At 62.1% G+C, this 14,073-nt stretch carries 15 protein-coding genes; 6 read left to right on the top strand and 9 right to left on the bottom strand.

The window, feature by feature from the left end; translation table 11 throughout:
* Positions 1–84 precede the first annotated feature (84 nt).
* The 6 genes from urtA (at position 85) to NKH80_RS16485 (ending at position 6,270) form a co-directional block, all read left to right on the top strand.
* Positions 85–1,395 (top strand): urea ABC transporter substrate-binding protein, encoded by a 1,311-nt coding sequence (gene urtA, locus NKH80_RS16510; RefSeq protein ID WP_502894309.1) that lies wholly within the window; start codon positions 85–87, stop codon positions 1,393–1,395.
* A gap of 100 nt (positions 1,396–1,495) precedes the next feature.
* On the top strand, positions 1,496–3,112 hold the full coding sequence (gene urtB, locus NKH80_RS16505; RefSeq protein WP_352992530.1) for an urea ABC transporter permease subunit UrtB: 1,617 nt from the start codon (positions 1,496–1,498) through the stop codon (positions 3,110–3,112).
* On the top strand, positions 3,109–4,341 hold the full coding sequence (gene urtC / locus NKH80_RS16500) for an urea ABC transporter permease subunit UrtC (RefSeq protein ID WP_352992527.1): 1,233 nt from the start codon (positions 3,109–3,111) through the stop codon (positions 4,339–4,341). The genes urtB and urtC overlap by 4 nt, the downstream gene beginning before the upstream one ends.
* A 7-nt stretch (positions 4,342–4,348) precedes the next feature.
* Positions 4,349–5,095 carry an urea ABC transporter ATP-binding protein UrtD gene (gene urtD, locus NKH80_RS16495; RefSeq protein ID WP_023674855.1) on the top strand — a complete coding sequence of 249 codons (747 nt, stop codon included), beginning with the start codon at positions 4,349–4,351 and terminating at the stop codon, positions 5,093–5,095.
* A gap of 70 nt (positions 5,096–5,165) precedes the next feature.
* Positions 5,166–5,861 (top strand): urea ABC transporter ATP-binding subunit UrtE, encoded by a 696-nt coding sequence (urtE, locus tag NKH80_RS16490; protein WP_352992525.1) that lies wholly within the window; start codon positions 5,166–5,168, stop codon positions 5,859–5,861.
* Between the two features lie 208 nt (positions 5,862–6,069).
* Positions 6,070–6,270 (top strand): hypothetical protein, encoded by a 201-nt coding sequence (locus NKH80_RS16485; protein WP_023674857.1) that lies wholly within the window; start codon positions 6,070–6,072, stop codon positions 6,268–6,270.
* Between the two features lie 44 nt (positions 6,271–6,314).
* On the opposite strand, the gene NKH80_RS16480 is transcribed toward NKH80_RS16485, so the two are convergent.
* The 9 genes from NKH80_RS16480 to NKH80_RS16440 all read right to left on the bottom strand — a co-directional run bounded on the left by NKH80_RS16480 (position 6,315) and on the right by NKH80_RS16440 (position 13,923).
* On the bottom strand, positions 6,315–7,121 hold the full coding sequence (locus NKH80_RS16480) for a DUF72 domain-containing protein (protein WP_352478977.1): 807 nt from the start codon (positions 7,119–7,121) through the stop codon (positions 6,315–6,317).
* Between the two features lie 28 nt (positions 7,122–7,149).
* Entirely contained in the window at positions 7,150–7,620 is a 471-nt protein-coding gene (locus tag NKH80_RS16475; RefSeq protein ID WP_352876600.1) for a GNAT family N-acetyltransferase, read from the bottom strand.
* Positions 7,617–8,027: a DUF302 domain-containing protein gene (locus NKH80_RS16470; RefSeq protein ID WP_352876603.1), complete on the bottom strand. Its 411-nt coding sequence runs from the start codon at positions 8,025–8,027 to the stop codon at positions 7,617–7,619. Before NKH80_RS16470 ends, NKH80_RS16475 begins: the two co-directional genes overlap by 4 nt.
* Positions 8,027–10,948, bottom strand: coding sequence for an excinuclease ABC subunit UvrA (uvrA, locus tag NKH80_RS16465; protein ID WP_352992521.1), 2,922 nt, complete (start codon positions 10,946–10,948; stop codon positions 8,027–8,029). Before uvrA ends, NKH80_RS16470 begins: the two co-directional genes overlap by 1 nt.
* A gap of 705 nt (positions 10,949–11,653) precedes the next feature.
* Positions 11,654–11,950, bottom strand: coding sequence for a hypothetical protein (locus NKH80_RS16460; protein WP_352479042.1), 297 nt, complete (start codon positions 11,948–11,950; stop codon positions 11,654–11,656).
* A gap of 98 nt (positions 11,951–12,048) precedes the next feature.
* Positions 12,049–12,654: an ATP-dependent Clp protease proteolytic subunit gene (locus NKH80_RS16455; RefSeq protein ID WP_254817374.1), complete on the bottom strand. Its 606-nt coding sequence runs from the start codon at positions 12,652–12,654 to the stop codon at positions 12,049–12,051.
* A 25-nt stretch (positions 12,655–12,679) separates the two neighbouring features.
* Positions 12,680–13,204, bottom strand: a complete 525-nt coding sequence (locus tag NKH80_RS16450; RefSeq protein ID WP_352507876.1) for an SRPBCC family protein — start codon at positions 13,202–13,204, stop codon at positions 12,680–12,682.
* Positions 13,201–13,515 (bottom strand): ArsR/SmtB family transcription factor, encoded by a 315-nt coding sequence (locus tag NKH80_RS16445; protein ID WP_352478973.1) that lies wholly within the window; start codon positions 13,513–13,515, stop codon positions 13,201–13,203. Before NKH80_RS16445 ends, NKH80_RS16450 begins: the two co-directional genes overlap by 4 nt.
* Positions 13,516–13,596: 81 nt before the next feature.
* The gene (locus NKH80_RS16440; protein ID WP_352752758.1) at positions 13,597–13,923 is read right to left on the bottom strand and encodes a cupin domain-containing protein; all 327 of its coding nucleotides are present in this window, start codon (positions 13,921–13,923) and stop codon (positions 13,597–13,599) included.
* Positions 13,924–14,073 lie beyond the last annotated feature (150 nt).

The raw sequence follows: 14,073 nt of genomic DNA, 5'->3' as shown, positions 1-14,073 counted from the left end.
AATCCTCCGACCTTGCTCCGGTGATTGGCACAGCCGTTGCATGGTCTGTTCCGATGCAGTTAACCAGCTTGGGAGTTTAAAAGTATGAGGGGCAGTTTCTCGACAATAGCAAAAATGTTTTCGGCCGGCGTGGTCACCGCCGGCCTGCTGATGAGCGTTCCCGCCAAGGCGGCCGACGACACCATCAAGGTCGGCATCCTCCATTCGCTGTCGGGAACCATGGCGATCTCGGAGACAACGCTGAAGGACGCCATGCTGATGCTCATCGAAGAGCAGAATGCCAAGGGCGGCCTGCTCGGCAAGAAGCTCGAGGCGGTGGTCGTCGATCCGGCTTCCAACTGGCCGCTGTTCGCCGAAAAGGCGCGCGAGCTGATCTCGAAGGACAAGGTCGCCGCGGTGTTCGGCTGCTGGACCTCGGTGTCGCGCAAATCGGTGCTGCCGGTGTTCAGCGAACTCGACAACATCCTGTTCTACCCGGTCCAGTATGAGGGTGAGGAAAGCGAGCGCAACGTGTTCTACACCGGTGCGGCGCCGAACCAGCAGGCCATTCCGGCCGTCGATTATCTGATGAGCGAGGATGGCGGTTCGGTGAAGCGCTGGGTGCTCGAAGGCACCGACTACGTCTACCCGCGCACCACCAACAAGATCCTCGAGGCCTATCTGAAGGCGAAGGGCGTTGCCGCCGAAGACATCATGGTCAACTATACGCCGTTCGGCTTCTCCGACTGGCAGACCGAAGTCTCGGCGATCAAGAAGTTCGGCTCGGCCGGCAAGAAGACCGCCGTCGTGTCGACCGTCAATGGCGACGCCAACGTGCCGTTCTACAAGGAGCTCGGCAACCAGGGCATCAAGGCTGAGGACATCCCGGTCATGGCCTTCTCGGTCGGCGAGGAAGAGCTTGCCGGTCTGGACACTGCGCCGCTGGTCGGCCATCTCGCCGCCTGGAACTATTTCGAAAGCGTCGATACGCCCGAGAACGCGAAGTTCATCGCCGACTGGCACAAGTTCATCAAGAACGACAAGCGCACCACCAACGATCCGATGGAAGCCCACTATATCGGCTTCAACATGTGGGTGAAGGCGGTCGAGAAGGCCGGCACCACCGATCCGGACAAGGTCATCGACGCCATGGTCGGCGTCTCGGTGCCGAACCTGACCGGCGGTTATTCAACCATGATGCCGAACCATCACATCACCAAGCCGGTGCTGATCGGCGAAATCCAGGCCGACGGCCAGTTCGAAACCGTCTCGCAGACGCCGGGCCTGGTGATGGGCGACGAGTGGTCCGACTACCTGCCTGACTCCAAGGACCTGATCTCCGATTGGCGCGCGCCTCTGTCCTGCGGCAACTTCAATGTCGCCACAGGCAAATGCGGCGGCAAGGGAACCAACTGATCCTCCGGTCTGTCCTCCCAGACCGCAAAAGCCTCCGGGCGGGCTCGTCCTCCAGCCTGCCCAGAGGCGACATTCAACCTCCAAGAGCCACCAGAAACCGATGATCCTGATCCGCGCGATTGGCCTGACGCTGCTCCTCCTTCTGGGAATGCTGCTGCCGTCGAACGCCAGCGAATCCGATCTGCGCGCGGTCGTCGCCAAACTCGCCACCGCCTCCAATTTTTCAGCGATCGAAGCCGTCGTGCGCGAGCTTGCGGCAACCGGCGACACAGCCGTCGAACGGCCGCTTGCCGCGCTTGCGGAGGGCAGCCTTTACGTCCGCAAGGCCGATTCAGTAGTCTTTGTCGGCAAGGAGAGCGGCGACAGTGTCGAACTGCTCGATGCGCTCACCGGTGAAAAGTCTGGCGAAGCAGCCAAGGCCGACATCACCAAGATCAAGGTCAACAACACGCTGCGCCGCGTCATCCGCGACGCGCTGGGCACGCTGACGCTGGGCTCCAAGGATCCGGCCGTGCGCATTGCCGCCGCCGACACCATGTTCAAGACGCCGGACGCGGCAAACATCGAGCCGCTCGACACCGCGATCGCCAATGAGAGCGCGGCAGGCGTCAGGGCGCTGCTCGAACAGGCCCGTGCCGCATCGGTTCTCGTTTCCGACAGGCCGGAGGCCGACAAACTGGCGGCGATCGCGCTCATCGGTGCGCGCGGCGACCGTGATGCGGTGTCGCTGCTCACGTCGGTGGAGGCCAGTTCCGAAGGTGCGGTGAAGGACGCGGCGACTGCGGCGATATCCAACATCAATTCGACGCTGGCGCTGTGGGATGCCGGCCAGAACATCTGGTACGGCATATCGCTAGGGTCGGTGCTGCTGCTGGCGGCGATCGGCCTTGCCATCACTTTCGGCGTCATGGGCGTCATCAACATGGCGCATGGCGAGATGGTCATGCTGGGCGCCTACACGACCTTCGTCGTGCAGGAGGTTATCCGTAATTCCTTTCCCGGCCTGTTCGACTGGTCGCTGGTCATCGCCCTGCCGCTGGCCTTCCTGGTGTCGGCGCTCGTCGGCCTTGTCATCGAGCGTGGGCTGATCCGCTTCCTCTATGGACGGCCGCTGGAGACGTTGCTGGCGACATGGGGTGTGTCGCTGATCCTGCAGCAGGCCGTACGCACCATCTTCGGGCCGACCAACCAGGAGGTCGGCAACCCGTCCTGGATGTCCGGCTCGTTCAATATCGGCCAGCTTGCCGTGACCTGGAACCGGCTCTGGATCCTGGTATTCGCGCTCGGCGTGTTCGCGGTGCTGCTCTACGTGATGAAACGCACGCCCTGGGGGCTGCAGATGCGTGCCGTCACCGCCAATCGCCGCATGGCTGCCTCGATGGGCATCAGGACGCCGTGGGTGGACGCCCTGACGTTTGCACTCGGCTCCGGCATTGCCGGCATCGCCGGTGTCGCGCTCAGCCAGATCGACAACGTCTCGCCCAATCTCGGCCGCGGCTACATCATCGACAGCTTCATGGTCGTCGTTTTCGGCGGTGTCGGCAATCTCTGGGGCACGCTGGTCGGCGCTTTCTCGCTCGGCATCGTCAACAAGTTCCTCGAGCCTTATGCCGGAGCAGTGCTCGGCAAGATTGTCGTCCTGGTGCTGATCATCCTGTTCATCCAGAAACGCCCGCGCGGTCTGTTCGCGCTAAAGGGCAGGTCGGTGGAAGCATGATCACGGGACGCTTCTTTGCCGCCGGCGCCGACCGCCGCGTCGCCATCACCATCTTCATCCTGCTGGCGGTTGCAATCGTCGTGCCGCTGCTCAATCTTGCGGTCTCGCCGACAAGTGCGTTTTACGTGCCGTCCTATATCGTCGCGCTCACCGGCAAATACCTCTGCTATGCACTGCTCGCCTTGGCGCTCGATCTCGTCTGGGGCTATTGCGGCATCCTCTCGCTCGGCCACGGCGCCTTCTTCGCACTCGGCGGCTATGCGATGGGCATGTATCTGATGCGCCAGATCGGCTCGCGCGGCGTCTACGGCAATCCGCTGCTGCCGGATTTCATGGTGTTCCTTAACTACAAGGAATTGCCATGGTTCTGGTATGGTTTCGACCATTTCTGGTTTGCCGCGATCATGGTGCTTGCGGTGCCCGGCCTGCTCGCCTTCGTCTTCGGCTGGTTTGCCTTCCGCAGCCGCGTCACCGGCGTCTACCTGTCGATCATCACCCAGGCGATGACCTATGCGCTGCTGCTTGCCTTTTTCCGCAACGACATGGGTTTCGGCGGCAATAACGGCCTGACTGATTTCAAGGACATTTTGGGCTTCAACGTGCAGGCCGACATGACGCGCTCGGCGCTGTTCGCGGCCAGCGCCGTCATGCTGGCGTTTGCCGTCTTCGTCACCTGGGCAATCGTCGGTTCCAAGTACGGCAAGCTTCTGATGGCGGTGCGCGACGCCGAAAGCCGCACGCGCTTTCTCGGCTGGCGGGCGGAGAACGTCAAACTGTTCGCCTTCACCGTGTCGGCGGTGATGGCCGGCATCGCCGGTGCGCTTTACGTGCCGCAGGTCGGCATCATCAACCCGGGCGAATTCGAGCCGTCCAATTCGATCGAGGTGGTGGTGTGGGCGGCCGTCGGCGGGCGCGGCACCATCGTCGGGCCGATCATCGGCGCGCTTCTGGTCAATGCCGGTAAATCCTGGTTCACTGGCGTGCTGCCTGAATTCTGGCTGTTTGCGCTGGGCGGACTGTTTGTCGCCGTCACGCTGTTCCTGCCCAAGGGCATCATCGGCATGTGGGATTCCTGGCGCGGCAACGCCAAGGCGCTGCGGGCGGCCTCGGTTGCCGAAGAAGCCGGCATCGATCCCGATGCGCCGGTGCCGCCGAAAACCGACCGCTCGGCGGCGAGAAGGCCGGGCGACTGGTCGGCCTCCGGCGCCGAACCGCAGCCGGCGGAGTGATGGCCTGATGTCGAAGAGCAACACCATCCTCTATCTCGACGGCGTGTCGGTTTCCTTCGACGGGTTTCGCGCCATCAACAACCTTTCGCTGGTGCTCGACAAGGGCGAGATGCGGGCGATCATCGGCCCCAACGGCGCCGGAAAGACGACGATGATGGACATCGTCACCGGCAAGACGCGGCCCGACGCGGGTGAAGTTTTCTTCAACGGTGAGGTCGACCTAACCAAACACGACGAGGCCGAAATCGCCATGATGGGCATCGGCCGTAAATTCCAGAAGCCGACCGTCTTCGAAAGCCACACGATCGAGGACAATCTGATGCTGGCGCTGAAAGGTCCGCGCTCGATCTTCCCGGCACTGTTCCATCGTCGCTCGGCCGCGGACGTGCGGCAGATCGACGACATCCTCGGCATCATTCGGCTTGGCGACAAGCGTGACGAACTCGCCGCCAATCTGAGCCACGGCCAAAAGCAATGGCTCGAGATCGGCATGCTTCTGGCGCAGGATCCGAAGCTGCTGCTGGTCGACGAACCGGTTGCCGGCATGACCGACGCCGAGACCGAGGAAACCGCGCGGCTGCTCAGGGACATCGCGCGCGACCATTCTGTCATCGTCGTCGAGCACGACATGCATTTCGTGCGCGAACTCGGCGTCAAGGTCACCTGCCTGCACGAAGGCTCGGTGCTTTCCGAGGGCAGTCTCGACTTCGTTTCGGCCGACGAGCGCGTCGTCGAAGTCTATCTGGGGAGATGAACATGGTCTGGCGCGTTCCGTTCCATCATTTCGACCTTTCGTTCTTCACGCGTTGGAGAAAGCGCTGACCATGCTCGAAGTCTCCAATGCCGCGCTGCACTACGGGGCTGCCCAGGCGCTGCGCGGCGTCTCGCTGAAGGCCGGCGCCGGCAAGATCACCTGCGTGCTCGGCCGCAACGGCGTCGGCAAGACCAGTTTGATGAGATCGATCGTCGGCCATCACCGGCTGACGAGCGGAAGCGTTGCCTTCGAGGGGAAGGCGCTCGACCGGAGCGCGGCGTATGATCGCGCCCGGTCGGGCATCGCATTCGTGCCGCAGGGCAGGGAGATATTTCCGCTGCTTACGGTGCGGGAAAATCTCGAATCCGGTTTTGCGCCGTTGAAGCGCGCCGATCGCAACATTCCCGCTCACGTCTTCGAATTGTTTCCGGTGCTGAAGCAGATGCTCGCGCGCCGAGGCGGTGATCTTTCCGGCGGCCAGCAGCAGCAGCTTGCCATCGGCAGGGCACTGGTGATGCGGCCTAAACTGCTGGTGCTCGACGAGCCGACCGAAGGCATCCAGCCGTCGATCATCAAGGACATCGGCCGCGCCATTCGCTATCTGCGCGACCAGGCCGGCATCGCCGTGCTCCTGGTCGAACAGTATCTCGATTTCTGCCGGGAATTGGCCGACGAGGTCAACATCATGGACCGTGGCCAGATCGTTCATACCGGCCCGGCCGAGGATCTCGACCGGGCGGACGTCCGCAAATTCCTGACCGTCTGAATTCTTATTGATTCTATTACTTTGCAACTCTGGCGCGCTGCAGATTGCGTGCTAGATTTTGCTTGGCCTTGGTGAGTCGGCCGCTTTCCGTACCAGTTTCAACTTGGCAGATCAGGGGAAGGCGTCGGCACGCTTGCGCGCAAGCCGTTCCCTTCCAGCGATCTGTTGTCGTCCAACATTTCGGGTGCTTGGGAGCCAGGGCCAGTCTATGGAGCGCTATGTCGAGGACTACCAGAAACGACGGCTCACGGAGCGCGTCGACATCCTGACAGCCATCAACATTCTGAAATCGCAGGGGTATGACCACGACGAACTCATCGCGGAGATCACCAAGGTCTTCTATGTCGATCTCGATGCTTTCAATGAGATCGTCAGGGTTGATCGGCGTCCGGACGAACGCGCCGCATAGCCGGTAGTTTAGGACCAAGCCAGGCGGACCACCGACAGCGGGCATCAGCCTGCGACCCGCTTCATCAGGGCGATGGCGCCGAATGGAGCGCGGACCTTGCCCTCCGTGATGAAGTAGACGAACACATCGCGTGGCTTGACCGGCGCGTCGGTTGAAGGATCGGCGCGCGACAGGTCGGCCGGCACCTTGCCTTCCGCCCAGGTTTTTGCGCGCGCCGCCCATTCGTCGAGCGCCTTTGGCGTGTAACAATCGGGATTGTCGTCGCTGCCGGTCTGCAGCCGCGCATAGATGAAATCGCCGGTAACGTCGGCAATCCCCGGATATTTGGCGTGGTCGGCATAGACGATGGCGGCCTTGTGCTTTCGCGCCAAGGCGGCGAACTCCGGCACGACGAAGCTGTCGTTGCGCACCTCGACCGCGTGGCGCAACGCAACGCCGTCCTGCTTTTCCGGCAACAGCTTGAGGAAGGCCTCGAAATCGTCCGGGTCGAATTTCTTGGTCGGCGCGAACTGCCACAGGATCGGCCCGAGCTTGTCGCCAAGTGCCGCGACGCCCGACCCGAGGAAGCGCATGATCGATTCCCCGGCCTCGCCGAGCACGCGGCGGTTGGTGACGAAGCGGTTGCCCTTCAGCGAATAGACGAAACCATCCGGCGCCTCGTTGGCCCATTTGACGAAGGTCGGCTCCTTGAAGCTCGAATAATAGGTGCCGTTGACCTCGATAGTGGGAACCTGCCGGCTGGCATAATGCAGTTGCTTGGCCTTCGACAATTTGTCCGGGTAGAAGGACGTGTCCCACGGCTCGAAGGTCCAGCCGCCCATGCCGGCGCGGATTGTTCCTGATTGAGTCATGGTCGTCCTCCCGGTTTGCAGAAAAGGATCACGCGATGGCGGTCGTCTCGACGGCTTTCGCCATGTCGACGACTGTCCATCCTGGCCGATATGGATTGGGCCGGCGACCCGTTTCGCGAAAGCCGTAGGCCTTATACAACGAAACGTTCCGTTCCATTCTGGCATTGGTGTAGAGTCGGATTTCAGGCAAGCTCCACAGGCGCGTCTGTTGCTCGGCCCAGTCGAGCAGCCCGATGCCGAAACCCTTGCCCTGAAAGGCGGGCGCAACGGCGACGCTGAAGATCATTGTATGGTCCGCATGTCGTTCGAGAACGATCAAGCCGGCCGGCTGTCCGTTCTGCTCCGAAAGCCAGACCTCGCCGCGTTCTATGCGCGGCGCGTAGTCCTCGGTGACAGGGATCGGCGGTGCGCCGAGCAGGGCAGTGTAGGGCGCGTAGGCGTCGGTGGTGAGCGAGATCACCATGGGGAGATCATCGGCCCGAGCGGCTCTCATGATCAAAACTGGCCCGCGCCGGCAGCGGCCGCAATCACCTTGTCCATGCCGGCCGCTATCGCGGCGACGGCATTGCGACTGGCGTCGCCCAAGCCGTGGCGCTCGGCGAGCCAGTGTGCGTCATTGTAGGAAAGCCAGATCCTGCCTTGCTCGTCCTCCCAAGCCAGTGCCTTGACCGGCAGATCGATGCCGGCAAGCTGCCGGTCCTGCATCAGTGGCGTACCGCCTTTCGGATTGCCGAAAATCAGGAGCTGGGTTGGACGCAGTGATGTTTCGACGCTGCGCGCACCAGCGGCGTGATCAATGCGGGCGAAGACCAACAATCCTGCACGTTCGACAGTTTCGACCAGGCGATCGATGGTTTCGGTCACGCCGAAGCGGCTTTGGACCGTGATGAGACCGTTCTTTGCCATCACTCCGCCGCTTCGCGCTTGCCTCCAGGGCGCCGCTCCAGCAATTCCCTCAGGAACTGCCCGGTATAGCTGCGTTTTTCGCGGACGATGTCCTCCGGCGTGCCGGACGCCACCAGCTCGCCGCCGCCGTCACCACCTTCGGGGCCAAGATCGAGAACCCAGTCAGCGGTCTTGATCACCTCTAGATTGTGCTCGATGACGACGACCGTGTTGCCCTGGTCGACCAGCTCGTGCAGCACTTCAAGCAACTTGGCGACGTCGTGGAAATGCAGGCCGGTGGTTGGCTCATCGAGAATGTAGAGCGTCTTGCCGGTCGCCTTGCGCGACAGTTCCTTGGCAAGCTTGATGCGCTGCGCCTCGCCGCCCGACAAGGTCGTTGCCTGCTGGCCAACATGGATGTAGCCGAGGCCGACCCGTTTGAGTGTCTCCAGCTTGTCGCGCACGCCGGGCACGGCGGCGAAGAAATCGACGCCTTCCTCGACCGTCATGTCGAGAACGTCGGCGATCGACTTGCCCTTGAACAGGACGTCCAGTGTCTCGCGGTTGTAACGCTTGCCGTGGCAGATGTCGCAGGTGACGTAGACGTCGGGCAGGAAGTGCATCTCGATTTTGATGACGCCGTCGCCCTGGCAGGCCTCGCAGCGGCCGCCCTTGAGGTTGAACGAGAAGCGGCCCGGCTGGTAGCCGCGCGCCTTGGCCTCCGGCAAGCCGGCGAACCAGTCGCGGATCGGCGTGAAGGCGCCGGTATAGGTGGCGGGGTTGGAGCGCGGGGTGCGCCCGATCGGCGACTGGTCGATGTCGATGACCTTGTCGAGGAATTCCAGGCCCTCGATGCGGTCGTGCTCGGCCGGATGCTCGCGCGAGCCCATGATGCGGCGCGACGCCGCCTTGAACAGGGTCTCGATCAGGAAGGTCGACTTGCCGCCGCCGGACACGCCGGTGACGGCGGTAAACGTGCCGAGCGGGATTTCGGCGGTGACGTTCTTCAGATTGTTGCCGCGCGCGCCGACGACCTTCAGCCGGCGGTTCTTCTTGGCCTCGCGCCGCACTGCCGGCGTCGCCACTTCGAGCTCGCCCGACAGATATTTGCCGGTGATCGAAGCGGGCGTCGCCATGATCTGCTGCGGCGTGCCCTGGGCGATGATGTGGCCGCCATGAATGCCGGCGGCCGGGCCGATATCGACGACATAGTCGGCGTGCAGGATGGCGTCCTCGTCGTGCTCGACGACGATCACTGTGTTGCCGATATCGCGCAGATGCTTCAGCGTATCGAGCAGGCGGGCATTGTCGCGCTGGTGCAGACCGATCGACGGCTCGTCCAGCACGTAAAGCACGCCGGTCAGGCCGGAGCCGATCTGCGAGGCAAGACGGATGCGCTGGCTCTCGCCGCCTGACAGCGTGCCGGAGTTGCGCGACAGCGTCAGATAATCGAGCCCGACATCGTTGAGGAAGCGCAGCCGCTCGCGGATTTCCTTGAGCACGCGCACCGCGATCTCGTTCTGCTTGTCGTTGAGCGAAGCGGGCAGATCGGTGAACCACTGGTCGGCCTTGCGGATCGACAGCTCGGTGACCTCGCCAATGTGCTTGCCGGCGATCTTGACCGCGAGCGCCTCGGGCTTCAGCCGATAGCCGCGGCAGGCCGGGCAGGGCGTGGCCGACATGAAGCGCTCGATCTCCTCGCGCATCCAGGCGGATTCGGTTTCCTTCCAGCGGCGCTCGAGGTTGGGGATGACGCCCTCGAAGGTCTTGGTCGTCTTGTAGGAGCGCAGGCCGTCATCGTAGTGGAAGGTGATTTCGCGCTCGCCGGTGCCGTGCAGGATGGCTTGCTTTGCCTCTTCGCTCAGATCCTTGAACTTGTCGCCAAGCTTGAAGCCGTAGGCAACGCCCAGCGCTTCCAGCGTTTGCGCATAATAGGGCGACGTCGATTTCGCCCAAGGGCTGACGGCGCCGGCGCGCAGCGAGACATTCTCGTCGGGCACGACCAGGCTGGCATCGATGGCGCGTTGGCTGCCGAGCCCATCGCAGGTCGGGCAGGCGCCGAACGGATTGTTGAAGGAGAACAGCCTGGGCTCGATCTCGGGAATGGTGAAGCCGGATACCGGGCAGGCGAACTTTTCCGAGAACAGCATGCGTTCATGCGTCTCGTTCTTCGATTTATTGACCGAATCCTCGCCGGTCTGGCTGGCGTCGAGCGGCCTGTCGGCAAATTCCGCTACCGCCAGTCCGTCGGCAAGCTTCAGCGCGGTCTCGATGGAATCGGCGAGCCGTGTCGCCAGATCGCCGCGCACGACGATGCGGTCGACGACGACGTCGATGTCGTGCTTGTACTTCTTGTCCAGCGCCGGCACGTCGGCGATCTCGTAGAAGACGCCATCGACTTTGACGCGCTGAAAACCCTTCTTCTGCAGCTCCAGCAGTTCCTTGCGGTACTCGCCTTTGCGGCCGCGCACCATCGGCGCCAGGATGAACAGCCGGGTGCCTTCCTCGACTGCAAGCACCCGGTCGACCATCTGCGAGACCGTCTGGCTCTCGATCGGCAGGCCGGTGGCCGGCGAATAGGGTACACCGACGCGGGCGAACAAAAGCCGCATATAATCGTAGACCTCGGTGACGGTGCCGACAGTCGAACGTGGGTTCTTCGAGGTAGTCTTCTGCTCGATGGAGATGGCTGGCGACAGGCCGTCGATCTGGTCGACGTCCGGCTTCTGCATCATTTCGAGGAATTGTCGTGCATAGGCCGAAAGGCTCTCGACATAGCGGCGCTGGCCCTCGGCATAGATCGTGTCGAAGGCAAGCGACGACTTGCCTGACCCCGACAGCCCGGTCATGACGATCAGGCTGTCACGCGGCAGGTCGAGATCGACATTCTTCAGATTGTGTTCGCGTGCCCCGCGAATGGAGAGATATTTATGGTCGGCCATCGCCGGTCGCCGCCTCAGAATCTGGAATTCGTGGGATGGGCGGGTTTTCCCGACCATCCCCTATGTAGGTAATTTCGCCGCCTTTTCGAGAGACGCCACAACTCTCGACCAAAGCGTTTAACCGCCTTTCGCGCGAACGGGCAAGCGGAAAGAACAAAGGCCGAACACGCTCCTGACAAAAGCTGCCCGTGCGGCTGGGTTCACCCGGGGTTCACAAAGCGTCTCGCGATCACATTTTTCGGTAATCGGCCATTCAAGGTTGACGTCCATCTGTCACGGGGGCAGACTCCAAACGTCAACGAAGCCGGCCGTCTTTCGATGGCCTCGCGGCCTGGGGCTAGCCTGCGAGACGCCGCGGGTTATGCGATGAGCGCTTCGACGACAGTCGCAACGAACAGAAGGAGAGCAGAGGCATGACTCCACCGGACAGTTCCTTGAGGCTCCACGTGTCGCTGGAGCCGCGGCAGGTATAAGTGGCTAGGCCAAGCGTTTTGCGCTACCTGCCAACGTTGACCTGCCGATCCCCACAACAATCAGAGACTGCTAGTCGGATCGTCGGCTGAACGCCGCGAAGCATCCGAAATAAAAAGCCGGCAGTACACTCCCGGCAATTTGGATTTTAGATCCAAGAAGCCCCGTCAATTGCACAAGCAATGACGGGGCTGTTCGTTTGAAGGGCACATTTGTGGTGCATGCCAGGCGAACTTACCGGCTGGGGGGCCTGATTCCGCCGGTAGCGACATCGATGGTTATGCTGCCGGAAATCCGAACGTCGGTATCGCCGATCTTGAACGTGCCGTTGCCGCTGCTTGGAACCGCGTCGTCGGGCTCAGGCTGCGGCCCTGGCTCGGCGATGCGATAGTCGCTGGTCACGCCGGGCAGGGCGCCCTTTTGCGAAGACGTCGAATTATCTTGGGCAAATGCCATGTCCACCAGCATGTTCGTGCCGGCCACAGTAGCGATAGCAAGGCACAACAGGCTGGATGAACGGCTGGCGGTCATCGCCGGACTATAGTGCCGTGATGGCGGCAAGACCAGACCGATGGCGCTGAAATTGCGGGCGCTCAATCGCGTCGGTTGCGTCCGCCGGCCCTGCTCGTTCATGCGGCCTGCTTGCGGGTGTCGAAAACATGGTCGACGAGTCCCCAATCCTTGGCCTCCTGGGCGGTCATGAAAAAGTCGCGGTCGAGCGTGCGTTCCACTTCTTCGTAGGTGCGGCCGCAATGATGGGCGTAAAGATCGGTCATGCGCCGCTTGGTGCGAAGGATGCCCTCGGCATGGCGCTGGATATCGGAGGCTTGGCCTTGGAAACCGCCGAGAGGCTGATGCAGCACGATGCTGGTGTTGGGTAGCGCGATACGCCGCCCTGGCGTGCCCGCCATCAGGAGAAACGAGGCCATCGAGGCGGCGAAGCCCATACAAACGGTGGAGACCGGGCAGCTGATATACTGCATCGTATCGTAGATGGCGAAACCGCTGGTCACCACGCCACCCGGCGAGTTGATGTAGAGCGAGACCTCCTTGTCGGGATTGTCGGATTCCAGCGACAGAAGCTGGGCGCAGACCAGCGCCGAGGTGCCGTCGTCGATCGGCCCGTTGATGAAGACGATGCGCTCGCGCAGCAGCCGCGAAAATATATCGAAGGCACGTTCGCCGCGACTCGACTGCTCGATCACCATCGGCACCAAATTGGCAAGGCCGCTCATCGTTATCTCCTTTGACTGTCGTCGTTCAGGCCGCGCGCATAAAGAGGCGCGCGGTGTTTGCGGCGATCTGCTTGTACTTGGGAGTACGCGCTTCAAACGAAAGTCGGCAACCGGCGCCTGCCATGGCGATCTCCGGCACTGCTGCCCGAGCAAAACCATCATGGACGATGCGCAGATGCGTGCCGCCGGAAACGGTGCGGTCGAGCGTAAAGGTGACGATGCTATCCACTGGCCTATCGTTCATTGGGCTTTCCACCGGGCTGCCGGGCGGCACCCGCGTATCGCCGGGCGCCGGCCGCTCCCGCCAGGAATAGCGCAGCAGCCGTCCGGGATCCGCGTCGAGGATTTCGCACTCGATCGGCGCATCCGGCGCTTTAAAGGCAAAGCGGTTGCCGACCTTTGGTTCAATGTCGTTTGGCATCATCCAGGCCGCGAGCAGGTCCGGCACTGTCAGCGCCCGCCACACTTTTTCCGGCGGCTCGGGCAGCTCGCACTCGAACTCGATCTTGTCTGCCGCCATTTCCGCGCGTTCTTTGCCTCGGCTGGTCATTGGTCCATGTCCTTCAAAACCGTCTTGAGCCTTTCGATGCGCTCTGGCCAGAACGCGCGGTAGCGTTCGATCCAGCCGAGCAGCGGCGCAAGCCCGTTCGGATCGGCGCGATAATAGGCATTGCGGCCGGCCCGGCGTTCGACCACGAGGCCGGCACCTCGCAGCACCGCGAGATGCTGCGATACTGCCGGCTGCGAAACCGGCATGCCATTGCGGAGTTCCGATACCGTCATCTCGCCGTCGGCGAGCCGCTCATAGACGGCGCGACGCGTTGGATCGGCCAGTGCCCGAAAAATCTCTGCTTCGATCATTCCAGAAGCATAAGTCGATACTTATCGGTTTGGCAAGTCGCGTTTTTAAGACAGGCAGTGTTTTTTGCGACGGGCGAGATTTTACAAACGCGTCGGAAGCCAGCGTCTCACCATGTCTGGCGATCCGTTAAACGTTGCCTCAAAAACTGGTGACGCGAGCACGGCATGGATATGAAGCAGTTCGGAGCCGACGTTTCGGAAGCCATGTTGCCTGTGCGCGGCAACAACAAGCGACTGTCCGGCAGTCAAGACGAGATGCTCGTCATCGATCCACATCTCGGCCCTGCCAGCGATGACGGTAAGCACTTCCTCGACCGGGTGCCAATGTGTCGGGGCGCCAACCGCGGGTTCGACCCATTGTTCAAATATGCAAAGTTGAGTTGCGCCGTTGCAGGCCGAGACATGCATGCGGGTCTTTACTCCCGTCCGCCATTCTTCTTGCGGCTGATCGTCATGCTCGACCATCTTCATTGAGTTCGCCTCGATCTCAGGGTTCGTGGAAAATTCGGCGCCAAGACCCTACTTGTTACTGACATCTATTGACAGTGCAGGACCTTT

Source organism: Mesorhizobium sp. M0904 (assembly GCF_040319475.1).
Taxonomy (GTDB): Bacteria; Pseudomonadota; Alphaproteobacteria; order Rhizobiales; family Rhizobiaceae; genus Mesorhizobium.
The sequence above is the reverse complement of the archived record's forward strand: the minus strand, read 5'-3'. Positions and strand labels throughout refer to the sequence as shown.